Origin of the sequence: Frankia sp. Allo2 (genome assembly GCF_000733325.1) — a bacterium.
Lineage (GTDB): Bacteria > Actinomycetota > Actinomycetes > Frankiales > Frankiaceae > Frankia > Frankia casuarinae.
This window is the reverse complement of record NZ_JPHT01000036.1, coordinates 19,319-43,721: the sequence shown is the minus strand read 5'-3', so window position 1 is coordinate 43,721 and position 24,403 is coordinate 19,319. Positions and strand designations below refer to the sequence as shown.

The following is a 24,403-nucleotide window of genomic DNA, read 5'->3' as shown; positions in this document are numbered from 1 at the left end:
CAGTAGTAAGCAATGAAGTTCGAAGGGCTCTGCCTTCGGTCGGCGTCAACCTTGGGCGTCGCCCTCGTCTGGCGAGTAAGGTGCTTCCGCTGAACGCTCGGGTCGTGAAAGTTCCCACTGAACTTTCCTCACCTTGTGAATTGGGAATGTGTGATTTGGACAATTGCCAGCCACTGTTTCGACGCCTTGCTCNTATGGGTGGCCGGATGGCCNGGCCGGGAGGACGCAGATCCTCTCCACTGCTGATCCGGAGTAGAGGCTCCCGTTGACCGGTCCGGAGCNGGCCCGTTCCGCCGGCTGATCCGGACGGCGGCCGACCGCGGTGCGACGACGGAGGCAGACGGCTGCTGGCTCGGCAGTGTTCGTCCGCGGCTGCTGGTTCGCCCGTCGCTGATCGCGATCTACGGGTTACCAACCTGATCCGGCGTCCAAACCGGCCGGCTGCTCTGGGTGTTTCGCTCGGCNGACGCCCGGATCGGCGACTCGCCAGCCTGGTTGCTCACGCCGGCNGCTACCCGGCGACGGTGGACCGACCAGGTGCCGAGCGTGGGCGGCATCCAGTCCCGATCTGATCCTCGTTGGCGGCACCGTCCAAGAACTACCGGTTCCCGACGAAACCGCAGGTCGCGATCCACTGCGTGCCCGCCGCGCGCCGCCTGGTCGCGCGCGCCGCCTGGTCGCGCGCGCCGCCCCCACCTTGTCCGGGCAAAGAGAAACCCCGGCCTGGACCCAGGCCGGGGCGCTCGTGGTCTCGGAGGGGTCAGCCGGCGGTCGGCACCGCCGCGGTCTCGTCGACGACGGCGAACAGGCCACCCTCGACATCGCGCCAGTCGCTGACGGGTCGGACGTCGAGGGTCGCGAGCAGCTTGTCGGCGCCCTCGCTGGGGGCGGAGAGGTCCATTCCCGATGCGATGGCAGCGCTGGCCGCCATGCTCAGCCCGGCCTCAGCTCCCGCCGCTGGCCGCGCCACCTGACCGGCTGGCCTTCGCCGCCAGAACGGCAACCCGGCACAGGACACCGGACGGCTGCGTCTCGGGCGCGGCGATCCGTGCCGGACGCCGAGAGTGACCGCATGAGCCGGTCGGCGTAGGAGTCCCGGCATTGCGCGAACCAGCCGCTCATGCATGACTACCTGTGGCGATGGACGCAGACAGCCAGGCTCGATTCATAGGTCAAAGCTATCTAGCCGGGTCGGAGGCTATTTACTCTGCGTGGTGGACCATGTGCACCAGCATCCGAATCGACTGATCTTGGTTGTAGGCCCTGAAATCGCCATCCGGCCGGTCGGCACTCGGGCGCTGACCAGGGCCGATTCCCAGTGACCGTCCGACCGGCAACATCGACAACCGGTTCGAACGTGCGTTCCGCAGACCTGGTGGTTCCTGGCACTTCCGCCCGTCTGCTGACCGTCATTGCGGGGGTTGTGGTGCGGGCGAGCGACCAGACATGCGCTGAGCCCGGGCCACGTCGCTACGGAGCCGGTCTTGCCGTCTGATCGAGTGCAACGAGAAGGCGTGCGCCGAATGCCGGGGCGCCGTGGGCACGCAGGTAGGTAGCGATGTCGTAGGCGGTCAGCGTGGGGCCGGATCTGCCGGTCCGGGCGGCGATGGCACGAACGGCCTTGACGACGAGGTCCGGGTGGAGGTCGAGTTCGTCAAGGAAGAAGTCGTCGAGGGACTGGCGAGTCAGGGGCATGGGAAGCGCGGCGGGTGGAAAGTCCGTGAGGTTGTCGGTAACGATCACGTCGGCTCGGCCGGCCATGGCGGCGGCGACGACGTGCCGGTCGTCGGGGTCAGGGAGTTCGATGGTCGGCACGAGCCGTTCCCAGCCGGTCACGGGGGCGTCCGGGAAGGTGGTCTTCATCTGCCGGAAGAGGCGGGTGNGGNAGGCATCGGCTTCTTCTGGTGACACGCCACGCTTGGCGAGCAGCGTGCGCAGGGTCCGTTCGAGCTCGTCCAGGATCTCGCTCGACCAGAGCGGCCGGTAGGCACCGGTGCTGGCGATCTCAAGCAGCATGTCGCGCGCCCTGCTGGGCACGAGGACGCAGGTGTCGAGTAGCGCTGAGAACATCCCGGTCAGCCTTCGGTCTTCTTGCGTGCGGCTTTCAGTGCCGCCCGGGTCTCGTCGGGGCTGACGTCGTAGAGGCCGAGACGCTCGGTATCGGCGACCATGTCGGCGAAGGCGAGGTCGGCGGCGTGGCGTTGGCGTCGGCGGTACTCCAGGAGGTCGTCGAGGCGGACCTTGCGGTGGCGGCTGGGCTTCTCGAACGGGATGGCGCCGCTCTCCAGCAGCCGAACCAGGGTGGTGCGGGAGATACGGAGCAGGTCCGCGGCTTCCTGGGTGGACATCGTCAGATGGTGCGGCGCCACCGTGACGGCTAGGCCCGCCTTCATCGCCGCGGCGACCTGCAGAAGGACATTGAACATCGGCTCGGGAAGCTCGACGCTGTGCCCGTCCGGGCCGGTGAGCCGAGGTCGCGGGTCGGCGGTCTGCCGGCCGCGGTCGCGAAGCGCGGCCAGGAAGTCGATGATCTCACCGGTGTCCTCGCCTGGCAGGTACGTCTCGTCGTGGAGCGGTTCGGGTCGGGTGGGTGAGGTCATGAACGGCCTCCAGGACGATCGGGGCGATCGGGGCGATCGGCATGCTCGTTTCGCTCGATTCTACGCCGACCATGCGCTGGTAGCTATCCACCGACGGCCACCGCGCCCATCCCCAGCTCGAACGAGGCACCCCGACGTCCGCGCGCCGTCGGATCAGTGCTCCGGAACATTCAGGACCAGAGGCCAAGGAGGGCTGCGTAGTCGCGGCGGCGGTTCGGTTGAGTGAGGATTTCGACGCTGTCGGTAGCCTGGTCGATCGCGCCGGGGAGATGGCCAAGCGGGCCGTCGGGTTGGTGTCCGAGCCGGGTGAGGAGGGCCCGCAGCCCCGGATCGCTGATCGCGTCGGTCAGCACGCGGGTGAGGCGTTGCGCGTCGAGTACCTGGATGTTTCGGGAGTGAAAGCGTCGCGGCGCGGGGTCGACGGGCTCGGCCAGACCGAGCCGGTTGGTGGCGGTGGCGAGGTGACTGGCCGCGGCGCACAGCGCTGCTTCGCGGTCCCGCCACCGCGGCGCATCGAGCGCGCGGCCCAGGTGCTCGCCGACCTGGTCCGCGAGGGTCAACTGCCCGAACGCGGTCATCAGCCATTTGCTGTACGGGGCCCAGCGGCATTCGAGGAGAAAGCCGATCCGGACGAGGTCACGGGCCAGGCGGGCGGCGAGTATGCGCGAGCCGAGGTCGTCGCCCCGGCTGCCGGTGCGGCCGATGAACGGTTCTTCCTGGCTGACCCGCAGCCAGCCGGCTGCCAGGACGTAGCGCCAGACGTCGTCTGGGTACCAGGCCAGCGCCCGGCGCCGCGCGGTGAGCAGATCGAGCGGGTCGTGCAGGACCACACCGGCTGTGAGACTGGCCAGGATCTGGGTCGGGGCCAGCAGCCAGTCCGCCAGATCCATCCCGTCGGCCGGGTCGACGCCGAGCCGGTCGACGAAGAACACCCGCGCAGTGGTCACCTCCACCTGGTGATGTGGCCAGCCGTCGTATCGGTCCCCGTCGGGATAGACAACCGGGAAACCGTCGAACCGCGCTGGCAGCCTCTCCATGGCGATCTCGATCGGCGTGGTATCGAGACCTGGCGGGACAAACAGCTGCACGCGGGGGCCGAAATCGTGGTCCGTGGAGACCTCGTCGTCGAAGCCGAGTACCTCGGAACCCTCACCGAGCAACGCGGCAGCGTGGGGCACGCCAGGGATCAGCGGCCGAACTGCCTGTTCGTAGAACCGTCGGCAAAGATCGCGACCGGACACGGCTCTGATCGTAGGGGCGACGGTGGGCTCCGATCGTCACATGGCTGGTCCGAGACCGCGGCTGTGCTGGGTTGCCGATCCGACCGCCAGTCACGCCGCGAGAAGAACCACCGCTCTCCAGGGGAGGTTGACTCAGTGCGCGGCATCGCTGTCTGGATCGCTTTTCCGGTCAGATCGAAGGCGTGGGCGTGCGCTCGTACAGCAGCACGACGCGGTCTTCGACAGGTTCGAAGCCGAGCCGCTGATACACGCTGTTGCTGGTCGGATTGGCCAGATCGGTGAACAACAGGNCCTCGCGCGCTCCCGCTTCCAGCGCGGTCTGGCTCACCGCCGCTGTCACCGCCCCGGCGTAGCCTCTTCGCCAGAAGCCCGGCGGGGTATATACCGGCCCGATGCGGATCATCCCGCCTACCGGCCGGGTAATTCCGGCCACCGACACCGGCGCACCGTCGACCNCCCACAGGGTGAAGCCGCCATAGCTGAGACGGTCATCGACCCGCCTCGGGGCGTTGCCGGCGGCCGCACCGGTCTCTTCTTGGAACGCCGTGACCCAGGCCACGAGCAGGTCCTTGTCGGTTGCCTCGGCCGCACGAGGACGACCTGCGGGCTTTGGCNGGGGCGCTGCGAGGTCTCCGAGCCGATACAAACGCTCCCGGCGATGAAGAGATGGCGCGGCAGCTGTCCCCTGGTGCCAGGACGAGGCAAATGCGCTGGCCACCTGCGCTGGCGCATTTACCCCGGACAGCGGCCTTCCGCGCGGCCAGGACGCGACCAGCGACTCGACTGCCCGCGGCGGAACGGTCGTCAGAAGGACGGAATTCGGTGGGGTATGCACGAATGCGCTCTCGATGGGTCCGCCAGCCTCCAGCCACCAACCGAACAGGGGAGCCGCATCCCCGAATGCCGCCATGCCACGCGCTTGGAGCGTCTCGGCGACGGTGACCAACACGGTGTTCTCGGCCAGCTGGGACATCAGAAACTCGCCCGCCACCGCGAGAAACTCCTCAATGCTTCCGGTCATGAACCAGGCCACGCCCCATGGTCTCTGCTGGTGCCACGTCTGCGCACCCGGTTTTTCGCGAGCCGTCGGGCCAGCGGCTCTGACGCGCTTGCGGCGGCATGGCTGCCGATAGTCGAGTGATCTTCAAGCGTTAAGGCGGATGTGGCGGAGCTGGACGGCGAGTTGGCGTCCCTGTCGCACGAGTCGCCCTGATGTGTCAGGGCTGAGCGTGAACCCCGTGTGGCTTGCGACGTCATCCGCCACGGCGGAGATCGACAGGGTGTCGGTGGGGAGATGACGAGCGAACTCGGGAGCCCGCAGGACGTCGAGGGCACGGTCGAGCTGGCGGGCGCTGAAACTGCGGGACGTCTCACCGCGTCGGTGGATGCGGCGGATCATCGTCGTGCGGTCGGCAAGCAGCGTGACGTGCTCGACGCGGTGCCCGGCGGCGCGGGCCGAGGCCGTCAGCTCGCCGAGCAGGCCGGGGTCGAGGATGGTCATCGGCGCGATCACCGGGTCCTCGGGCCCTTGGAGAGCAAGGTGGAGCATTTCGCTGACCGCCTGGCGCCACAGGGGGACGTCGCGGAAGTCCATGCGCCGGGGCTTCGGGAGCATCCGGCGCATCGCGAAGCCGAGGTGCTCGGGGTCACTGATGAAGCTTCCGGGCAGTCTGCGGTGCAGGTTGTGGGCGACCTGGGTCTTCCCGACGGCGTTCGGACCGTTGATCCAGATGAGGGTCGGCACCAGCCGAAGAATAGTCAGGCACGGGCAGACCAACATCGCCCGCCACACGCCACGACGGCCGCCCGCAGTTTGACACAGCGAATGTGAACGGCCCGGGGGCTCGGCCAGCCTGTGTGGCTCTCATGTAGTGGCGGTCTCCNTGCANCNCGNCNNNAGCAGNCNGCCGATCCCCAGGACGTCGTCGAGCAGCCGCCNCACACGCTCGACCTCGTCGGCGGTGCAGTCGATCAGTACCTTGACCTCCACGTCGCGCTTGCCCGGATCCGCCGTCACGAAGAATCCCACCACACCGGCGCCGGCGGCGCTGCCGCGGAAGACGTCCATACCGCCGCCGTCCGCGGCCACGGTGCCCTCCAAGTAGCCGTAGTCGACGGGGTACACGGCCCGCGGCACCCGCGGGTGCCTGCTGCCGGCCGGCGGTCCACCACCAGCCGCGAGGTGGCCACCAGTTCGTCGAGGTTGCCGAAGAAGTGTGCGCGGGAGGTGTCAGACATGATCTCCGCCGCCGAATCGAGGACGTCCACGAGAGAGGCCACAGACACGAAGCGGTCAGGGCCATGTACATTGTCCTGCCGGCTCACGGTCCCTGCCGGCTCACCCAATACGGCGGCGCCGGGGGTCCGGTCCGGGTCCGGGGCCACGACAATGGCGGACGGCATCTGGACGTGACTGTCCCCTTCATCCCTGTCCAGGCCCTCGGCGAACAGATTGCCCCGCACGTTCTTGGTGCTGACCCGGTCGCTGCCGGTGGCGACGACGGGTGTCGTCGCCGGAAGTCGCCGCTACGCAGTACCTCGACGAGGCGGACGCGGTTCGCACGGCGGCAAAGTGGTCGTCCAGCCGGGGCTCGAACCAGCGGCCGAGGTCCTGACCAGCACCGTTCCACAGAGCCGGACCTCAAAGTGATAGATCGCAAACCGCATTCGTCCAGGTCGGATGCATGATCAAAAAACTGGTGGACCATGTGTACCAGCATCCGAACCGATCGATCTTGGTTGCTGGCCCTGAAATCACTGTCCGGCCGGTCGCTACCCGGGCCCTGACCAGGGACGATGCCCAGTGACCGCGCCGACCGTAACATCATCTACCGAATCGAACAGGCGTTCCGTAGACCTGGCGGTTCCGGAGACTCCGGCCCGTCTGGTGACGGTCATCGTCGGGATCGTTGTCGGGTTGACGTTCCTGTTCGGCTTCGGCAATGTACTTGCCCTTGGCTTGCGTCTTGGCGTCCCGATCTGGGTGGCGCCGTTGGTTGCCCCGGCCGTGGATCTGTCGGTGGTCGCGCTTTTGCTCGGCACGCGGCACGTCGCCCTCCATGGCGGGCCCGTGGATGTGCTGCGAGCGGCACGGCGCATGCTCATCTTCGCTAGCACTGTAACGCTAGCGCTCAACATCGCGGAACCCCTGATCGCCGGGGACTACGGCAAAGCGGCATTTGATGCGGTTGGTCCGCTTTTGCTTATCGGATGGTCGGAAGTGGGCCCGGGACTACTTCAGGCCATGCGCCCAACCCCGTCTGATGGCCTGCCGGAAGGTGCACCCGCGGGCGGTGGCGCGCACGGTCTCGTGGCAGCCGAACCGCACGCGCAGCCAGAACGGCCTGCCACCACCGAGATGCGGCCGGCGCGAACGGGGCCGTCTCAGGTTGGTCGCAAGGCGCGCGATCAGGACCTGCTGCATCGGGCTCGGGCCGAGGACGTGCTGCACTGGCAGCAGTACCAGCGCCCGATCTCCGCGGAAACGCTGCGCAAGCGCCTTCATGTCGGTACTCCCACCGCGCGCAAACTGGTCGCGCAGCTACGCACCGACATCCACACCCAGATCGAAAGCATCTCCAGCCACCTCGACGGTATGCCCCAACCGGCCATGTGATCGACGGACAGGCGCCGATCCCGCGTTCACCGCGAGAGCATCGTGATCTCGGTGGGCGCGGGATCGCGGCCGAGGACAACGGGCCCACGACCGGCGCGGATCATCGCGGAAATCCACCGCGTCGGGTCCGCGGCAGACCAGGACAGGGCGGCGGTACGCCATCTCCAGTGTCGACTCCAGGACCCCGGCGCGCTGCTGGGCATTGTGTTGCTCGTTGTCGTGCTCGAAGGCGTCCTGGTGATTCTTGTGGGAGATTGGGCGCCCCCGATGGACTGGATTTGCGGCCCGTCTGGGGATGCAGGCGGCTCTCGGCGGGAGTCTGCTGTTTCTCGTCGCGTTGGTCAGCGCGACGACGAGGCTGATCATTTTCAGGCGTCGTCATCCTCGGTAGCGGTGGTGGGTCCGCTCACAGGGCGGCACACATATCGAGAGCCGCGACCGTCGGCCGGGAGGCCCGGTACTAACGATCGGGAGCGGCGGAACGAGCGGTACACGGCCCTGCTCGCTTTCTCGCCCCCCCTTGTGACTCCGGGCGGCTACCAGGTGAAGAAGTAGCTACACTTGGCTGATGGTGAGCCTGCCTGTGGTCCGCAACGAGGCTGGCTGACCGCGGAGCTGAACGGTAGAGCCGGCCGGCAGGACAGCGGCGATCTCCACCGACGGGTTGGCGCCGGTCTCGATGCGCAGGGCGCCGCCGTTGAACGTGATGCCGCCGTGAATGTTACCGGCTTGGATGATCGACCCGTCGACGGTGCCGCCGCCGACGTAGTTGCGGACGCCGCGATTGCCGGGTACGGGTTCGAGCGCGACCCCGATGCGGATTTCCGTCCCGTTGTCGACGACCGAGGCTGTGTCGAGGTAGCGGTCGGTGTCCGTGGCCGTGGCTGCCGAGAGGGTGATCTGTGCGCGGTCGGCGTCGCCGTCACCGACGAGGGCGACGTTCGTGCCAGCCGCAGCCAAGAAGAGCCGGATCGGCCCTGCCTCGGTAGCGGTCACAGTCCGTTGATAAGCCGAGGTCACACCTGTGACGATACCGTTGACGGGCGATCCCCAGGAGTGGGATCGGTGGCTGGGTGCCGAATCCCCGGTCCTCGGGACGAGCTCGTATCCCGCCCGCGTGGCGGGATGCAAATTTGCGGAGCGGTCGATGTGACGCGGTGCCAGACTCGGGCCCATGACCGATGACCCGTTGTCCCGACTGCGACAGTCGGTCGGCGTGAGCCGGGAGTTCGGCCAGGTCTGCGAAGCGGTCGCGGGCGAGTACATCGATGCAGGCACCGAACCTCCGTTCGACATCCCGTCGGCGGACTTCGCCACCGATCCCTGGCTCGGCTGTGCCGACCGCTACTGGCGGCGCCGTTTCCTGGCGGAGCCGACCGTCGAGGTCGCGGCCCGCTGCGCCCGCTGGCTGATCGACCACTGCCAAGATCAAGCGGTCCGAACGGAGATCGTCGAGAAATGGGCGTTGGGCTACGCGTTCATCACCCGGGACACCGTCGAGCCCGCGGCGGACGTCACCACAGCCACAGGCAGGATCGTGCGCGACAGCGCCGGCTCCGCTGAGGTGGCCTATTTCGCCGCGCTTTACCACGCAGGGAAGCTCCGCGCCGATTTCTGGTTCGAGGCGTTGGACCGGTTCGTGTCGTCGTCCATGCTGGCGCGGGCGTCCGGCCCGCACCGCGACGGCCCGCTGTTCACCGCGCTGAGTGCGTTCGCCGCATGCGGTATGAGGGACACGTCGCGGGGGGTGGCGCTGGTAGAGGCCGCATGGACGGCCGAGCCGCGTAGCCGTGAGGTCACCGACATCTGCCTGCACGGGCTCGACGTCGCCGGCCCCTTCGAGGGCCAAGGTGAACTGCTGCGCCGCTACGCGACCGACACCGTGGCCGCGACTCCACAGGCGCACCTGTGGTGGTACCGGCGGGCCCGCGGCGAGCGTCGATGCCGCGACCTCGATGCCGCGTTGACCTCGATCGAGACGGCGCTGACCTGCCTGCCCGCGCAGGGGGCCCGCAACGCGCACGAACACCTCCAGGAGCGGTACCTACGCGAACGCGATCTGATCATGACGATGATGGAGGGGAGTCAGCGGTGGACAGCGCCCGGTCGGCGCCCGGCACCGCGGTGGGTGCTCCCGCTGGCCGCGGCCGGGGTTGCTGTCCCGATCGGGGGCGCGGTGACCGTGGGCCTGGCGGTGACCTCTGACCTGGGCGACGCGATCGGGCGAGGGGCACTGCTCACCGCGAGCCTCCTGGCGTCCGCGCTCGTCATCGCCGCGGTCCTGCGCGCCGCACGGCAGCTCGCGCCCTGACCATGCGACCCGCGGACGGAGCAGTAGGAACGTGCGGCAGGTCGGCACGGCGGATGGTCGGCTGCGGCCCGCAGGCGGGGCCGCCGGGTCGGGGGTCGCTGCATGGCGGGNGACGGNGCTGGCCGGGNGGGCACCGTGGCTGGCACCAGCGAGGGCGATGCTGGCTGGCGTGAGCGCGACGACGCGACACACAGGGCAGTACACGGCCAGTTCTTGGGACCGTGGACTCCGACGCCGACGGGTGCCGAGGAACCGGAGGCGGTGTGGTGCACCAGCCGTCTCGCCGACGATGTCTACTGGCAGGCCGGTGCGGTGCATGAGGCGTCCCACGCCGTGGTCGGGACCGCCGTCGGCCTGCCGCTCCTGCACGCGACCTTGGAGAGTGACAGGTCCGTCCGCATTGGCGGCGTCGTGTCGTTTACCGGGCCCGGCGACGCTCAGCTTTTCGCGGTCTGGCTCGCCGCGGGTGCCGTCGGGCAGTCACAGTGGCTGTGCGCCGCTGGCTACGGTCACCCTGAGCTGCACCGCTGTGTAAGGGCCATTGGGGGCGGCGCGGACCGGGCCGAGGCCGAGCGGCTCGCCGCGCAGGGATTCATCATTGATCTCCAGCGTGCTCACCTCGACGCGTCCCGGCTGCTCGGCGACCCGGGGCTCTGGGCGGCTGTGGGGCAGACGGCCCGGCTGCTGCTCACGCGACGACATCTGACGTCCGCGGACGTCGTCGCCGTCCTGGAGACTCACCGCATCACCACACAGCAGGTCTGGACACCGGATATCGGACCTGCGGACGGTTGACCTGCGTGCGCGGTCCCGCGGTTCGACCCTCCCAAGGCGACGAGCGCGCGGACCCGCATCGCCGCGTCCACTGACCCGGTGGGCTATCGGGGCTTGGCCGGGCCTGGGGTCCGTGCGGCTGCGGACTGCGCTCGCGGCGCGAACCCGGTCCGGGCCGACCTGCCCGAGGGGCTGCGGGCCGCGGCCGACTGCACCCGCGACGCCGCTTTGCCCGTCATCGGCGTCGACCGTGACGACCTCGCGCTGCTCGTCGTACTCCGTCCAGACCTGCTACCGCTGCTGCCCATCGTGCTCACCTCCGTGCCTGCCCCGGCGTCTCCGCGCCGACCGGGTGGGATGACGCCAACCAGCTGGCCGTCCGGCGGTCGTCTGGTTGATCCGGCCAGCATGACCACCGCCGCGGGAGCCACCGACCGTACCCAGGCTCGCCGGCAACGGGCCGTCGGCTGACAGGCCGAGAGCGGCCCGGTACTCGGCGTCGCGGACGTCACGGCGCCGCCGCGTCTTCTCGTCCCTCATCGGCATCACCCGTCCTGCTCACATCGGGACGCTCCTGTCCATGCTCGCGCGCCGACGGCGGGCGTGCGACAGCAGACATGATCAAATATTGGGACTTGTCGGCTGGTGAAAAGCGGGTGGCCGGCCCGTCATGCCGCTCACGGACCTTCCGCGACGCATCGTCGCGGACCCGCATGGAAGGGAAATCGTCACATGGCCCAGGTTCGGTTCGCGACGTACAACACCCTCGACCTCTTCGCGTCCGACAGTCCGGACGAGCGGGAGCGTTACCGGCGAGTTGTCGAGGTGATCCGCGGTCTGGACGCGGACGTGGTTGCGGTCCAAGAGATCATCGCCCCCGATGTCGAGGTCGCCGCGGGGCGGCTGCGGACCCTCGCCGACGACGCCGGGATGGAGTGCACCTACGAGCCGAACCGGCCCGCGATCGCCGCCGGCCGGCAGCGCTTCCACGTCGGCCTGCTATGGCGGCCGGGGCTGAGCGTGGTCCCGGGGTCGTTCCGCACATACGGGGCGGCGGACTTCTGGCACGCCCTCGCGAAGATCACAATCGAGATTGCCGGACGGCAGATACAGCACGCGAGCCACCACGCGACCCCGTTCGGCCGGCACATGCGGGCCGACCAGATGGAGCGGGTCGTGGCGGTGATGACCCGACCCNAGGGCAGCCCGCCCGGCCTGATCGGCGCGGACTGGAACTGCGTCGGCGCCGACCGGCGGCCGGACGGCTCCTACTACGACCCGGACCCGTATGCCGACAGCGACTGGTACGCGGATTTGATCTACCAGACGGTGTGGGGCTACGACGAGCGGGGCCGCCGGCGGCACCGGGCCGACCGGGAGCCGGGCGAGGTGCTGTACGCGGGCGGGCTCGCGGACGCCGCGGTCGTGCTGGATCGGCCGTGGGAGGCCACCGTCGGGCACTGGCCCGGCAACACCTTCGGAGACCGGCGGATCGACGCGATCCGCGTAACCGCCGAGATCGCCCCGGCCCTGCGCGCGGTCGAGGTCACCCGGACCGAGCTCGCGCGCAGCGCCTCAGATCACCTGCCCGTCACAGTCACCTACGAGACCACGGCTCTCGGCGCGCAGGCGCAGCGCAGCAACCCGCAGCTTCCCTCGTGAGAGGAACCGACCGAGGGCAGGCGAGTGAGACCTGACGGTCTGCGAGGATGATCCCCCAATGGTGGTATGCGGGGGGCGGCGATGACGACTCGGTACCCGATGTGGCCGCCGGCGGTCGTCGAGGGGATCTGCGACGTCCTCGGCCGCACGGACCGGCCGGGACTCACCGGTAGAGAGATCGACCGGCTGCTCGGCATGCTCGGCATCGCCGATGTCCAGCCGGGCGCCAGCAAACGGGACCGGCTGTGGGCCGCGCTGATGAGCAAACAGCAAGCCAATCAGGCGAGCAACTGCATCATCGGGTTAATCACCGAGGCGATGGCGCCCGGCCGCTACCTGGAGGACCCGGCCCGGTTCGAGGCTCTGCGCGATGGTCTGGCCGAACCTCTCGCTCTGGTCGGATGCCGGGTCAGCGACGAGGGCAAGGTGGCGCGGGCGCGGAGGGCGACCACCCTGGATGAGGTGGCCGCGTTGGCGGGACGGCTACGGACCGAGCTCACCCGCCGAGGTGTGCACCCGGAGGTCACCCGGTACTGCGAGGAGTAGATCCTTCGCAAGTCGCTGTTCCACGCCGTGTTCGAGGCCACGAAGGGACTCGCGGAACGGCTGCGGCAGCTCGGCGGTTCGCAGCTCGACGGCGCCGCCCTCGTCGACTACTGCTTCGCGGTCAAGACCGGTTCCCTGCGGATCAACGCCTTCCGCACTGAAACAGAGATCAGCGAGCACACGGGGTTCGCGAACCTGCTCAAAGGGGTGTTCGGCACGTTCCGTAACCCTCCGGCCCACACGCCACGGGCCACGGCGGGATGGACCATCACCGAGCCCGACGCCCTGGATCTGTTCTCGACGCTGTCGCTCCTGCACCGACGCCTGGACAGCGCTACCACGGTGTCGCGGCCATGACCGAACCCGACGGGAGACCCATGGAGATCAACGACCGGCAGCTCGACGAAATCCTGGCCGACTTCTCCGCCCTCGGCCGGCCCACCTACCTCGATGATCCTGCCCTGGGCTTCGGGCACGCCGCCCTCGATCGAGACGACCTCGGCATCCCCCGGTTCAGCCCCGACCTGCCGCAAGTCCCGGTCGCCCTGATCGAACGCCACCAGGCGCTGTGGACCCACCCCGACAACCCGACGCCACGACAGGAGGTGTGGACCGAACTCGCGCTGGCACAGGGCATGCAGCGCATCGGCCCCCTCGGCGTGCACCGACTGCCCAACCTGGACGGATGGCTGCTCGGGGAATGGCCCCGCGACGGCGGTGGGCTCCAACTCCAACAGCCCGACGGCAACCTGTTCGTGTACGCGTTGTGCACTCTCCCCGCCGACTGGATCACCGCGGCCCGCCACTACGGCGAGGTTCTGGTGCTACACGGCCCACACCTGGGCCTGCGCATCCCCTCCGGCGATCCCGACGCCGAACAGCGGCGCGCAACCGAGCTGGCCACCGCGCGGGAGGACGGGCTGGTCACCGGCGGCCTCATCCTGTGGGGACGGACGCTCGCGCCCTGATCCATNCCCGCGTGAGAGATCGCGGCCGGTGATCGGCACCGCCCGCCGCAGGATAGGCGGGGTTCGTCGTCCACTCACCCGTCCCGCAGCGTCCGTTCGCGGGGCTCGCGGTGGGAGCCGAGGAGTTGCGCTTCGAGGTCGGCGAGGCGTTTGTCCAGGAAACACCAGTCCGTTCGTGGCACGGTGGCGCAGGTTCGCGCGGTCCTCGACGTTCGCCCTGTCGACTCTGGCGACGCGATCCGTTCCGGTGGCCAAATCGCCACCGATCGGCAATCTCGGTGGCGACATCCCTAAGGAGAGTAGAGGTGCGTCACCGCGTGGGCGAATGCGGCCCGGGTGGCTGCGGGCACCCCGAGACGGTTCCAGTGGGCGTTGACGATGGTGGCCAGGACATCAACGAGTCCGCGGGTCAGCAGGTTGTTGTCGGCGGCGTCGGCGAGCCGTTCGCCTGCGTCGGCGCAGCCGTCCGTCCACGCTGCGGCGGACGCAAATGCCAGGTCGGAGGCTGGGTCGGTCAGGGATGCGAGCAGTTCCGCGCCGAGGCGGCGCGCGCCGGTCGGGTCGACGTTGGGATGGGTCGCGGCGAGGCGGGTGTAGACGTCGCCGCGGGCGGGCCAGGCGAGTCCGGCGGCGATCATCAGGGTGTCCAGGACGGCGACGGACAGCTCGCGGCGGCCGAGCGGCGGATCGGCCAGGCGGGCGTAGCCGAGGACGGCTCGGCTCTCAACGACGAAGAGATCCTGGGCGATGGCGGCGCCGGTAAGTCCGCCGAAGGGCTGCGGGTCCAGTTCGTAGGGCTCCGGAACGGTCGCGGCGACAGTTCCGGTTCGTCCCAGCCGACGGATCGCCTGGCCAGCGGCGGCGAGGTCGGGATTATGCAGGTAGATCCGCCAGGCACGAGGCTCCCGCCGAAACCACCACCCGACCGACCGACGACTCGCGCACAGCGTGTCGAGCACCGGGGCCACGATGGTCGACATCGTCGTCTCGGCCTGCGTCCGGTCGCCGAAGACGACGCGGACGGTGTACCAGCGGCCCGCGGATCGCGCCTCGACCGCCCTTTTGCCGCCTGCGTGGTAAGTCGCGAGGGCGGCTTGCAGATCCACGGCCGACAGACCGGTTCGGGCGGCGACCTCGGGGAGAGCCTCTCCGGCGAGGACGGCCCGCACCGCCTCCGCGACCTGGCCAGCAGGCGTCGTCGCCGGTTTCGCCGTTGTCATCTGTCATCCCCTGTGGGCACGCCTGGAACCGGACGCAGTTCGGATGGCCTACGGCTTGCGCGCGATGGCCGCGTAGCAGGACACCTCCGCGTCCGTTGGATCACCGGCGGTGTTGGGGGNGTCGGGGNGCCAGCGGNGTGCGACGACGACCCCGGGATCGACCAGATCAAGGCCCGTGAAGAATCGCTCGACCTCGGCTCGGCTGCGGGCCTGGGCAGGGATACCGCGGTCCCGGTAGATGGCAGCGGCCCGGTCCGCCTCGGCGGGCGCGAAGTCGGCGGTGGCGTGCGTGAGCGCCAGAAAGCTACCAGCGGGTAGTGCGTCCAGCAGCGTCTTCACGATGCCGTAGGGGTCGTGGTCGTCGAGCAGGAAGTGCAAGATCGCGATCAGTGACAGCCCGACCTGCCGGCTCAGGTCCACAGTGGCACGTACCTCCGCCGAGCCAAGGATCTTCTCCGGGTCCCGAAGGTCGGCATCGAGGTAGGCGGTGGCGCCTTCCGGACTGGTGGTCAGCAGGGCACGGGCATGCGCCAGGACGACGGGATCATTGTCCGCATAGACGACCCGGGTATCGGGGGCTACCGACTGCGCTATCTCNTGCAGGTTCGGGCTGGTCGGGATGCCNGTNCCGATATCCANNAACNGGCGTATCCCCGCCTCGGCGGCGAGGAACCGCGTCGCCCGCCGCAGAAAACCCCGGTTCTCATGGGCCACCGTCCACGCCTGGGGAAATGCTGCCAGCACCTGCTCGGCGGCTTCCCGGTCGGCGGGAAAATTGTCCTTACCGCCCAAATAGTAATCGTACATGCGCGCAGAGTTGGGTGCATCGGTGCGGAGATCCGTCGTCGCAGCTGTCTCCTTGGCCGCTGATTGAAAGTTCCAGCCGCCGACCGTGCTGTCCTCGTCCGTCACTGACGCCACTTCCGCTGTTCCCTAGTCTTTGGGCTTTTCTTGTGTCCATGCAAGGTTTCGACGATCCGCAGACGGTGGTGCGCTGCGTGGAGGTCCGCCTGCCCCACCGGACCTTGTCAACGGCGGGGCGGGNGNCGGNGGNCATGCCTGGCGCGGGNCACGCTTTNCCGAGGATGCGGTTGATCGTCGAGCCGCAGACAGGGCATGAGCCTCGGGCCATCCGCCGGCGGGACTCGCTGATCCGGACCTCGCCGGTGTAGTGGCGTTTCTCCTTGCATTTGAGGCAGTAACCCTCGTAGCTGGAGGTGCTGTCGGACACTCGGACTCCCTTCCGGGTCCGCCCCCGGTTGTGGTCGCCGGATTGGACGGGCTGGTTGATAACGCTCGTGACGGTGATGGATTTGGAAGCAAAGGACTGGCGCTGTTGCGAGCGTTGCGTTGTGTCACGCCTCGCTGTCGATGGCCGCGTGGCAGCCGACCATGGCGTCGGTAGTGGGCTGATCGTCGTGGGCTCGGTCGGGTGCCAGCGCTGGCACGGCTCGATGGCTGGCGGAACGCGGGCTAGCGTTTCAAGGAGCCGGGCGCGAGTCATTCCCCGAGGAGCGAAGAGGTGATTCGGGGTCGCGCGCCCTGCCTGACCTGCACCGAGACCGTCGGTGAGCCGCATCCTCTTCACACCGATTGGCGCGAAACGCTCCCGCGCGAGGGACGCATCCCGCGCGGTGCGGCGCGCCCACCGGCATGCCCGTGTCCTGAGACTCCGCGACGAGGCGCGGCGGCCTAGCCGCCCGAGACCGCNGACCTGCGAAGATCGAGATAGGCCACGTTGGTGCATGCTCTGGGCCTAGCGGCCACCGGGGAGAGCGCACGGTGCGTGCGCCAAATAAGAACGCTGAACAGCAATATTGTGTCGTGCGGGTCAGTGTTCGTCGGCGCGGCGACGAGGTTGATTGTTCTCGGGCGCTGTAGGAGTCCCCGGGAACCGCAGCCAGGCCGCTCGTCGGGCGGCGAGGACGGGGATCGTGCTGACGGTGACGTCGTCGAGATCCTGCCAGTAGAGGCCCTCCGGGCGGTGGGGTGGCCCGCAGGTGATGGTGCGGGTGGGGGTGACGATGAGGTCGACGCTGAAATCGTGGCGGGNTTNCGGGNGGNCGTCATCGACGACCTGAAGGTCATGGACCGTGGTGACGATGATGGTGGTGGACTGGATGAGCCCGGCTTCCTGGAGAAGCGCGAATTCGAGGTCGGAGTAGCCGGCGCCTTTCCCGAGCCGAACGCCGGCTCGGTTGACCGCGACGCTGCCGCACACGACGATGTCGACGGGGTCCATGTCGTCCACGCCGACCGGGTCGGCGATGGTGGCGGCGACGTGCCGGTCGGCGGCCTGCTCGGGAGGCAGGGGCAGCACGGCGGGGTCGAGACGGTAGAACGGCAGCGGCTCGGCCAGTCTGGGCACGGCCATGTAGACGGTCTTGCCGTCGCGCAGCGCGTGGGCGCGGACGGGTTGCTGCGCCCGATCGGGCACAGCCTTCACGACGTGCGCCGAGGTCCACGCGGGTAGGGCGGCCAGCCGCGTGGCGGCGACCTCGGCGCCGGTGAACGCGGGGATATACCCATGGACGCCCGGTGGCGCGGCCTGTTCGCCTTCCAGAAGGGCCCAGATCCGGTCGCGGACCTGCTGTTTGGCGTCGTGGACGTCGCGGTTCATGGGGTTGTAGGGACTGGGGGCGCCATGACATCGAGGAGACGGTCGCAGGCGTCGCGGACGGCCGGCACATGGCGCCAGGGCCCCAGTTCCCGGCTGATCGTGAACGCCATCGTGATACCGCCGCCGCCCCGCGTGCGGGTGACCACATCGAGGGCCTGGCTGAAAGCGTGCGCGGCCTCGTCGGGTTTGCCTTGGCGGATCTGGGCGAGCGCAAGGTTCCCCAGGACGATCGCGTCGGCCTTGGCCGGGTTGTGAAGGTGGGAGTAGGCGTGTCCCAGGAGCTCCTCGGCCGTCCTCGGCTGGCCGAGGAAGAGGTAGCAGGAGCCGGCCATGCGGGGGATGTGCCTGGGCGAGTACAGGTAGCTCGCCTCGTCCGCGGCGTCGGTCCTGCCCAGAAGGTGTTCGGCGTGGCCGAGCAGCTGTTCGCACTCGGCGGTGNCGCGTTGCATCGCGTACGCCTCGGCGGCGTGCAGGGCGGCCAGCCCGGCGAGGACGTCGCTGGAGCCTTCGGTCNCCGCCATGCACCGGCGAGCGAGATCGAGCGCCGTCTGTGGGGCCCGCTCACCGTGCAGAGCGACGATCGTGGAGCGCAGCAGCGCGAGTCCTTCCGCGATCGGATTGCGCAGCTCCCGGCCTGCGGCGGCGGCCCGGTCCAGATAGGTGTGGGCCTGGCGGTGGTCGCGTCGCTGGGAGGCATCCCAGACAAGCTGGCCCATCAGGATCGCCGCCTCGGCTTCCGCGGTCAGCAGTTCCCGGCGCAGCCGCATCGTCGGTGTCTGGGAACGCAGATAGCTCACGAGAGTGAGCAGCTGGCCTGCCTCGGGCAGCAGCTCTGTCGGCGGCGTGCGGTCGTACTGGGCATCGAGGTCTTCGACCCGCTGGCGCAGGAGCGCGATCGTCACCAGATCCACGGATCGGGGCTGGTCGCGGACATGGCGGAGACGCTCCTCGACCGGCTCGTGCTGACCCACTGCCAGGACAGGCCAGGTCACAAGATCGAAGGCCGGGCCGCGAGCCGGTCGGTCCCGCGAACGGTCGGCTGCGGATCGGGCCAGGGGCGGCGTTCCGGCCAGGGCCCGACTTGGCGGCGCAGACGGGGCCGGGGCCGGCGCGGAGGCGCCCATGCTGGTAAGGAGAAGCCGATCTGAGGGGCTGAGATGGTCGTGGTCGTCGAGGTCGAGCAGGGTGTGAACATCGGTGCCGTAGACGCCGGCGAGCAGGGCCAGGGTCTGGGGCATGAGCCGGCGCACGCGTGACCGGGGGAAGTTCTCCAGCTCGCTCAGCTTCGGCTCGGTCATCGGTGCTTTGCCCGTGGGGTCGAGCCCGTGTTCGGCGGCGTAGGCGTTGATCCGGTCCGCGGCCTGTGTCAACGTCCAGCCGAACGCATGCCGATGCGCCGCCCGAGGGCGAAACCGGTAGCGGCGGGCGAACTCCGCGGCGATCTCCTGATGCGTCATCCCGCGATCCCGCATCCGACTGCGCAGGTCGTCCTGTTCGGCGCGCAGGCTGGCCTTGGGCCTGGACATCCGGGATATCCCCTCGCCGGCGACAGGCTCTCCCGGCGGAGAGCCCGCAAAAGCAATCAGTCCGTCTCACGGTAGCCGTACGGTCACGTCGCCCGCGGCGTGGCCTGGTCGGTGCCTGGCCGTCGCGCGTGGTCTCGCCGAGTTGGGCGACTGTCGCGGTGCACGTGAACCGGCAGCACGGGGCGTTCACCACCGCGGCCGGTTGCAGTCAGGCGCAGGGCGGGGCCGGCACGCTGCGTCGGCGCGCTCGGGCGGTGTGACCGCCGACACGATCCTGGTTACCGGACGATCACATCTCGCGTACCAGGAGGCGCCGCTGGCTCGAAGCAACGGCCGCCTCCATGAGAGTTTCTCCAGGTCAACAGGGGTTCGATTCGACGAACAGCTTCTTCGTCGCCGCAGGAATGACCGGCCGTCGCCGTCAGGACGATGGTGTAACGGTTCCCCTATGCCTACGGTCAGTGAGGGCCGCCCCCATGATGAGGATCGACTGCGCGACGCCCTGTAACCCCCGTCTCGGGGCCAGCCCCGGACCGGACGACAGACCGGGACGGCCGCGCCGATCGCCGAGGGGCGCCCTCGTCGGAGCAGGACGATCGTCGCGGGGGCGGTCCTGATGGAGCCGGAGACGTTCGCCCCAACGGCGCCCGAGGGCCCGAACGTGGCCAGGGTCTACGACTACTTCCTCGGCGGGGCACACAACTNCCCCGCCGATCGGGAAGCCGCGGCGCGGGTCATCGAGACGTGGCCGCAGATCCGAGACACCACCCGGGTCAACCGTCTGTTCCTCGGTGAAGCAGTCCGCTTTCTCGCCGGCGAGGTCGGCCTTCGCCAGTTCCTCGACATTGGCTCCGGCATGCCGACGATGGGCAACGTCCACGAGGTCGCCCAACAGGTCACGCCGGACGCCTGCGTCGCCTACGTGGACCACGACCCCGTCGCGGTCGCGCACAGCCAGATCCTGCTCGCGTCCAATCCAAAGGCGCTGGCGGTGGAAGCCGACTTGGCCCGGCCCGAGGAGATCCTGACCCACCCGGAGATCACCGGCCTGCTGGACCTGTCCCAGCCGGTCGGGCTCCTGCTCGTGGCGATCCTGCACTTCTTCCCCGACGACACCGACCCGCAACGGCTGGTCGCCTCTCTGCGCGACGCCCTTCCGGCGGGCAGTTACCTGGTCTTGACCCACGCCACCGGCGACGGGCAGGGCAGGGACGTCGCGGACGCGGCCGAGGTGTACCGGCGCACGACCGCGCCGTTCCAGCTGCGCGACCGGGACCAGGTGACGGGGTTCTTCGACGGCACCGAGCTGGTCGAGCCCGGCGTGGTCCTGCTCCCGGGCTGGGAGGACGACCGGCAGCGCCGGGCGACGACGGCCGCCGGACGGCTGCCGGTCTACGCCGGCGTCGGTCGTATCCGATGAGCCCGCCGCCGGGCTGCTCGACCTGCTGGCCTGCGGCCGACGTCCGCCGGCTGGTGGAGCACGCCGAGGGACGGATCGCCGCCGCGACCGCCGCGCTGTGGCCGCGGACCGAGACGACGTTCGGACCGACGCTCACGGCTGGCAGCGCGATCCTGCGCCAGGTGCACGTCGGTCCCGAGACGCTGTGCGCGACGCTGCGCCCCGCGGGCACACCGCTCACTGGCGTGGTGCTCGGCGACTGCGGCGACCTCGCCGCCGTGCTGAGCGACGAGGCGGGCGACGCGGACGCGACGGCCCAGGAGGACGCGACCGCCCGGGAAGCCGAACAGCTCACCGCCCTCGTCGCCTACAGCGGTCTGCGGGTCGCCGGCCCGATCGCCACGGTACGCGGGGTGATGTTCGCCCCGTGGGTGACCGGCGCCAGCCTGACCAGCAGGCTCCAGGACCGCCCGGCGGCCCTCACGCACCTGCTGACGACGCTCATGGACGACCTGGGTGAACTGCACCGCGACCCACCGGAGCAGCTGCGGCAGGTGGCCGCGCCGACGACCCTGCGAACGCACCCTCGGATTCTCGCCCAGGCATTGGCCCACTCGGTGAATCACCTTCATTCAGCTCCCGCGCAGCCAGCCGGGACCGGCGAGCTGGGCGCGCTGCTGGGAACCCTGTCCCTACGGCTCACGCGGCTGGCCGCCCAGCTCGATCCGTTGCTGGTCACCCGAACCGGGATCGCGTTCGGCGGGCTCACACCACGCCACGTGCTGTACCCGGAAACCTCGTCCCGCCCGGTGCTGGTGTCCCCTGACCTGGGGCCGGGGGGAGAGCCCGCGGACATCGGAACCCTGCTTGGCCACCTGCATCTGCTGGCCCTCGACAGCCCACCGACGGTGCGGTCGGACTTCGTCGAGGGTATCGAGGCGTACCTTGCTGGCCGGGTGGCCGCCCATGGCGCCGAGTGGAACGGCTGGCTGACCCTCGTGATGACGACCTGGGCGGCCACCGTCTACGACACGGTCGTCGCCGCCCTGACACTGCCCGCCGCGCTGCCCCTCGACCCGGCCATCGGCCAGCTGGCGGCTCGTCCGCTGCCGGCGCTGGCCGACGTCAAGACCCTCACCGGTGAGCTGCGCCGGCGAGGCGCTCTGCCCGCGCTGAACGCCACCCTGGCCGCGCTCGCCGGCCGCCCGGCGGACGACGACGACGTCGAGAGGGCCACGACGACCGCGCGGCGCTGAATGCACCGTCGCGGACCCCGCCCACGGAAGGCGAACCTTCATGGTCACGACGCTGCACCGCGCCCCGGTGAGCCGGTCACCGCACAACGAGGGTCACGACCCGCTCGATCGTGACTTCGAGCGGCTTCGAGGCGCCGCGGTCCGCCTGCTCGATACCCACGTCCGTCACGGCGCCGTCTGCGCGGGCTGCGGGCGGCCATGGCCGTGCGACCTGGTCCTGCTCGCAGACCAGAACCTGACGCTGGTCGCCGACACCGCCCCTGCCCGTGCCCCGGATTCCCCGCCCGNCCGCCCGNCCGCTCCCGCCGACACGGCCGGGGATCACGTGGTCTCTCCGGCCCAGCCTGTCGCGTCCAGGGCGGCTGGCAGTGGCCCTACACCCCCGGCCGCACCCGCAGCGTCAGCGCGAGGGCCGCTTTCCGCCTCCGTGTCAGGAGAATCCGTATGACCACCGTGCTCGCCATANCCCCGTCCACCACGCCTGAGCAGCCTGCCGAGCCGCTGCCGCAGTACATCCGGCACTACCCGGCCCGCCCACAGTCCGTCAGACCCGCCCGCCACGATGTCGCGGCACAGCTGCGCCGCTGGGGCCTCGACAGCCTGATCGACTCCGCGACCTGCGTGACATCAGAATTGATCACCAACGCCTACGCCGCCTCCCACGAGGCACGCCGTCCCCACGGTGAGCAGGACACCAGGTCCCGGATCGGGATGCGCCTGACCTACAGCCACCGCGACCTGATCGTGGAGGTGTGGGATGGCGGCCCAGGCCGCCCAACCCGCCGGACCGCCGGGCCCGACGCCGAAAACGGCAGGGGTCTGCCTCTCGTCGCCGCGCTCGCCCGCGATCTCGGCTACTACCCAGTCCGCGTCCGCACCCCCGACGGCTACCGCACCAAAGGAAAGATCGTCTGGGCGGCGCTCGCCCACGACCTGCCACCCATCCAGCACCTTCCGGACAAGCCGGCCGAGGATCTGCCGCGCCGTGACCCGCCGCCCCCCACCAGCGACGGCGGACCGGATGCGGACATCTTCGACCACGCGCTGCTGCAACGCGTCCTCGACGCCCTGCGCAACCTGGGCGACGACTGGACGACGATCACAAACTCGGGCGACCCACGCGACGGCGAACAGGTGACGACCCCGTGAGCGAGCCTGTGGACGCCGCCTGCCCACCGTGGTGCGACCAGCCAACCGGCCACCTCCAGGTAGAGCCGGCAGGCCCCGGCGACTACCACATCTCCGCGTTCATCGTGATCGACCTGCCAGAGATCGCCGGGATACGCGAGGGCACCGCCGTCCAGGTGGCCNTCGAACAGTACGTGACCTCCACGACCATCTACGACCCCCTGATCTCCCTCGCTGTCGGGGACGACGACCCCGACAGCGAGGCCCTCACCCTCGACGAAGCCGACGCTCTCGCCACCGCCCTCAGCCGGGCCGTCACCGCGGCCCGCGACGCTCCAGCACACCCGCCCTCGAAACAAGGGGCGGTACCCAGACCACCGGCCGGAGAACAACCGTGACCGTCGACTATCCCCACACCGACAGCCCCGCCATCGTCGACGCCGACCTGCCGGGTCAGGCCGACGTGGGTTTGCTCAGTGCGCTCGTGCACGTCCTGGCGCCCCGTCTGTTCGCGATCGTCGCCGAACCCTCCTACGGCGATATCCACGTCGTCGCCTGGGGACTGCGCTTCGACGGCTACGTGGCCCTCATCAGCACCGATGGACAGATGGTCGGCAGCTTCTCCTCGTTTTCCCCTCCCCGGTCCGGGTCCCGGCCGCGATTCCGTCGCGGCCGGCGGTGAGGCGGCTCCACGCCGACCCGGACCGCCAACAACGAAGCCACCTCCATGCGATCTCACCGACACACAGTCCCGCCCGCGCTCCGTCCCATCGTTCTGCTCGCGCGTATGCGCGAACTCCTGCCCCCCGAAAAACTGGCGAGTCTGCTCGCCACCTTCACCCCACCGCTCGACCCGACGGACCCCGACTGGGCCGACCTGTGCTCGGCCTTGGACGACTATGACCGGGCCGCACGGCTCGGCCTGGGCTTGGACGAGGCCCGTACCCGCGTCGACATCGCCGCCATGATCATCTATGTGCGCTGTTGCGGTGCCAGCCCCCACGAGTCGGTTGCCACAAGCACCCGGCCGGCTCGATAGAGGTCCGCGAACTCTTGGCCCGTGTGGCGCCGAACAAATCGCACTGCCGCACGTCGTTTCCGCAGATCAGCGGCTTCATAGCAGCCGAAGAAAAGGTTCGCGACGAGGGGAATGTCTCCGCTCATGACGCCGGGCATCCTGGTGGAGCGCCGCGCCCGGCTTGATCTTCGTGCTGTGCGCGCCGTGCCCCTACTGATCCATCGACGCCGGATAGATCCACGACGTCGTAGGGTTGACAGACCGTCACCCGCCGGCCGAGCGGAGGAGAAGCCTGGTGCTCACCTCGGCAACCGACAGCACCGACCGCGACGGTGGAGGCCGAGCAGGCGGCGCGGCACCTGTTTGCCCCGAAATGCCGGCGGAGGACGTGCTCGGGGACCGGACAGGTCCGCGGAGAAAGCATGAGTAGGTCCAGCCGGCGGGCGGAACAGGACGAGCTGCGGGCGCGGATGCGCGCGGCCGGCATGTCCCACGACGAAATCGCCGTCGAGTTCGCC

The 24,403-nt window shown here is 69.6% G+C and carries 25 protein-coding genes and 1 pseudogene; 14 read left to right on the top strand and 12 right to left on the bottom strand.

Annotated features, from left to right (window positions below):
• Positions 1-760: 760 nt before the first annotated feature.
• The 6 genes from ALLO2_RS25915 to ALLO2_RS19000 all read right to left on the bottom strand — a co-directional run bounded on the left by ALLO2_RS25915 (position 761) and on the right by ALLO2_RS19000 (position 5,585).
• Positions 761-901 carry a hypothetical protein gene (locus tag ALLO2_RS25915; RefSeq protein WP_167534305.1) on the bottom strand — a complete coding sequence of 47 codons (141 nt, stop codon included), beginning with the start codon at positions 899-901 and terminating at the stop codon, positions 761-763.
• A 569-nt stretch (positions 902-1,470) separates the two neighbouring features.
• Positions 1,471-2,070, bottom strand: a complete 600-nt coding sequence (locus ALLO2_RS19020; protein WP_035733908.1) for a PIN domain-containing protein — start codon at positions 2,068-2,070, stop codon at positions 1,471-1,473.
• Positions 2,071-2,075: 5 nt separating this feature from the next.
• On the bottom strand, positions 2,076-2,600 hold the full coding sequence (locus ALLO2_RS19015) for a helix-turn-helix domain-containing protein (protein WP_011436292.1): 525 nt from the start codon (positions 2,598-2,600) through the stop codon (positions 2,076-2,078).
• 170 nt (positions 2,601-2,770) lie between these two features.
• Positions 2,771-3,841 carry a DUF4037 domain-containing protein gene (locus ALLO2_RS19010; RefSeq protein ID WP_035733906.1) on the bottom strand — a complete coding sequence of 357 codons (1,071 nt, stop codon included), beginning with the start codon at positions 3,839-3,841 and terminating at the stop codon, positions 2,771-2,773.
• Between the two features lie 169 nt (positions 3,842-4,010).
• Complete coding sequence (locus ALLO2_RS19005; RefSeq protein WP_035733905.1) at positions 4,011-4,874, bottom strand: GNAT family N-acetyltransferase; 864 nt, start codon at positions 4,872-4,874, stop codon at positions 4,011-4,013.
• 111 nt (positions 4,875-4,985) lie between these two features.
• Positions 4,986-5,585: an ATP-binding protein gene (locus tag ALLO2_RS19000; RefSeq protein WP_232235203.1), complete on the bottom strand. Its 600-nt coding sequence runs from the start codon at positions 5,583-5,585 to the stop codon at positions 4,986-4,988.
• A 1,059-nt stretch (positions 5,586-6,644) separates the two neighbouring features.
• Here ALLO2_RS19000 and ALLO2_RS18990 point away from each other — a divergent pair.
• Complete coding sequence (locus ALLO2_RS18990; protein ID WP_011436287.1) at positions 6,645-7,457, top strand: hypothetical protein; 813 nt, start codon at positions 6,645-6,647, stop codon at positions 7,455-7,457.
• Between the two features lie 555 nt (positions 7,458-8,012).
• On the opposite strand, the gene ALLO2_RS18985 is transcribed toward ALLO2_RS18990, so the two are convergent.
• On the bottom strand, positions 8,013-8,453 hold the full coding sequence (locus ALLO2_RS18985) for a hypothetical protein (protein WP_023841966.1): 441 nt from the start codon (positions 8,451-8,453) through the stop codon (positions 8,013-8,015).
• 178 nt (positions 8,454-8,631) lie between these two features.
• On the opposite strand from ALLO2_RS18985, the gene ALLO2_RS18980 reads away from it, so the two are divergent.
• The 7 genes from ALLO2_RS18980 (at position 8,632) to ALLO2_RS18955 (ending at position 13,718) form a co-directional block, all read left to right on the top strand.
• A complete protein-coding gene (locus ALLO2_RS18980; RefSeq protein ID WP_011436284.1) occupies positions 8,632-9,768 on the top strand; it encodes a hypothetical protein in 1,137 nt (378 codons plus the stop codon).
• Between the two features lie 135 nt (positions 9,769-9,903).
• Positions 9,904-10,563, top strand: coding sequence for a hypothetical protein (locus ALLO2_RS18975; RefSeq protein ID WP_157493466.1), 660 nt, complete (start codon positions 9,904-9,906; stop codon positions 10,561-10,563).
• Between the two features lie 78 nt (positions 10,564-10,641).
• Complete coding sequence (locus ALLO2_RS25910) at positions 10,642-11,013, top strand: hypothetical protein (RefSeq protein WP_023841964.1); 372 nt, start codon at positions 10,642-10,644, stop codon at positions 11,011-11,013.
• A gap of 261 nt (positions 11,014-11,274) precedes the next feature.
• Positions 11,275-12,204 (top strand): endonuclease/exonuclease/phosphatase family protein, encoded by a 930-nt coding sequence (locus tag ALLO2_RS28380; protein WP_035733897.1) that lies wholly within the window; start codon positions 11,275-11,277, stop codon positions 12,202-12,204.
• Positions 12,205-12,285: 81 nt separating this feature from the next.
• A complete protein-coding gene (locus tag ALLO2_RS26605; RefSeq protein WP_011436280.1) occupies positions 12,286-12,750 on the top strand; it encodes a hypothetical protein in 465 nt (154 codons plus the stop codon).
• A complete protein-coding gene (locus ALLO2_RS26600) occupies positions 12,751-13,107 on the top strand; it encodes a TIGR02391 family protein (RefSeq protein WP_308726849.1) in 357 nt (118 codons plus the stop codon).
• Entirely contained in the window at positions 13,104-13,718 is a 615-nt protein-coding gene (locus tag ALLO2_RS18955; RefSeq protein WP_023841963.1) for a hypothetical protein, read from the top strand. Before ALLO2_RS26600 ends, ALLO2_RS18955 begins: the two co-directional genes overlap by 4 nt.
• Before the next feature lie 290 nt (positions 13,719-14,008).
• On the opposite strand, the gene ALLO2_RS18950 is transcribed toward ALLO2_RS18955, so the two are convergent.
• The 5 genes and pseudogenes from ALLO2_RS18950 to ALLO2_RS26595 form a co-directional block, all read right to left on the bottom strand.
• A complete protein-coding gene (locus ALLO2_RS18950; protein WP_011436277.1) occupies positions 14,009-14,938 on the bottom strand; it encodes a thiopeptide-type bacteriocin biosynthesis protein in 930 nt (309 codons plus the stop codon).
• A 48-nt stretch (positions 14,939-14,986) separates the two neighbouring features.
• Positions 14,987-15,859 (bottom strand): SAM-dependent methyltransferase, encoded by an 873-nt coding sequence (locus ALLO2_RS18945; RefSeq protein WP_035733896.1) that lies wholly within the window; start codon positions 15,857-15,859, stop codon positions 14,987-14,989.
• Between the two features lie 151 nt (positions 15,860-16,010).
• Positions 16,011-16,169: pseudogene (locus ALLO2_RS28375) on the bottom strand (DUF5679 domain-containing protein); the annotation flags it as partial.
• Positions 16,170-16,769: 600 nt separating this feature from the next.
• Positions 16,770-17,558, bottom strand: a complete 789-nt coding sequence (locus ALLO2_RS18935) for a 5-formyltetrahydrofolate cyclo-ligase (RefSeq protein ID WP_035733893.1) — start codon at positions 17,556-17,558, stop codon at positions 16,770-16,772.
• On the bottom strand, positions 17,555-19,084 hold the full coding sequence (locus ALLO2_RS26595; protein WP_198031041.1) for a tetratricopeptide repeat protein: 1,530 nt from the start codon (positions 19,082-19,084) through the stop codon (positions 17,555-17,557). The genes ALLO2_RS18935 and ALLO2_RS26595 overlap by 4 nt, the downstream gene beginning before the upstream one ends.
• Before the next feature lie 616 nt (positions 19,085-19,700).
• Here ALLO2_RS26595 and ALLO2_RS18925 point away from each other — a divergent pair.
• The 6 genes from ALLO2_RS18925 (at position 19,701) to ALLO2_RS18895 (ending at position 23,906) form a co-directional block, all read left to right on the top strand.
• Positions 19,701-20,504, top strand: coding sequence for an SAM-dependent methyltransferase (locus tag ALLO2_RS18925; protein WP_035733891.1), 804 nt, complete (start codon positions 19,701-19,703; stop codon positions 20,502-20,504).
• Positions 20,501-21,739 carry a hypothetical protein gene (locus ALLO2_RS18920; protein ID WP_011436271.1) on the top strand — a complete coding sequence of 413 codons (1,239 nt, stop codon included), beginning with the start codon at positions 20,501-20,503 and terminating at the stop codon, positions 21,737-21,739. Before ALLO2_RS18925 ends, ALLO2_RS18920 begins: the two co-directional genes overlap by 4 nt.
• A gap of 444 nt (positions 21,740-22,183) precedes the next feature.
• Complete coding sequence (locus ALLO2_RS23565) at positions 22,184-22,888, top strand: ATP-binding protein (RefSeq protein ID WP_051875418.1); 705 nt, start codon at positions 22,184-22,186, stop codon at positions 22,886-22,888.
• Positions 22,885-23,265, top strand: coding sequence for a hypothetical protein (locus ALLO2_RS18905; protein WP_035733888.1), 381 nt, complete (start codon positions 22,885-22,887; stop codon positions 23,263-23,265). The genes ALLO2_RS23565 and ALLO2_RS18905 overlap by 4 nt, the downstream gene beginning before the upstream one ends.
• On the top strand, positions 23,262-23,549 hold the full coding sequence (locus ALLO2_RS18900; protein WP_011436267.1) for a hypothetical protein: 288 nt from the start codon (positions 23,262-23,264) through the stop codon (positions 23,547-23,549). Before ALLO2_RS18905 ends, ALLO2_RS18900 begins: the two co-directional genes overlap by 4 nt.
• A gap of 105 nt (positions 23,550-23,654) precedes the next feature.
• Positions 23,655-23,906, top strand: coding sequence for a hypothetical protein (locus tag ALLO2_RS18895; protein WP_023842254.1), 252 nt, complete (start codon positions 23,655-23,657; stop codon positions 23,904-23,906).
• The last annotated feature ends 497 nt before the right edge of the window (positions 23,907-24,403 follow it).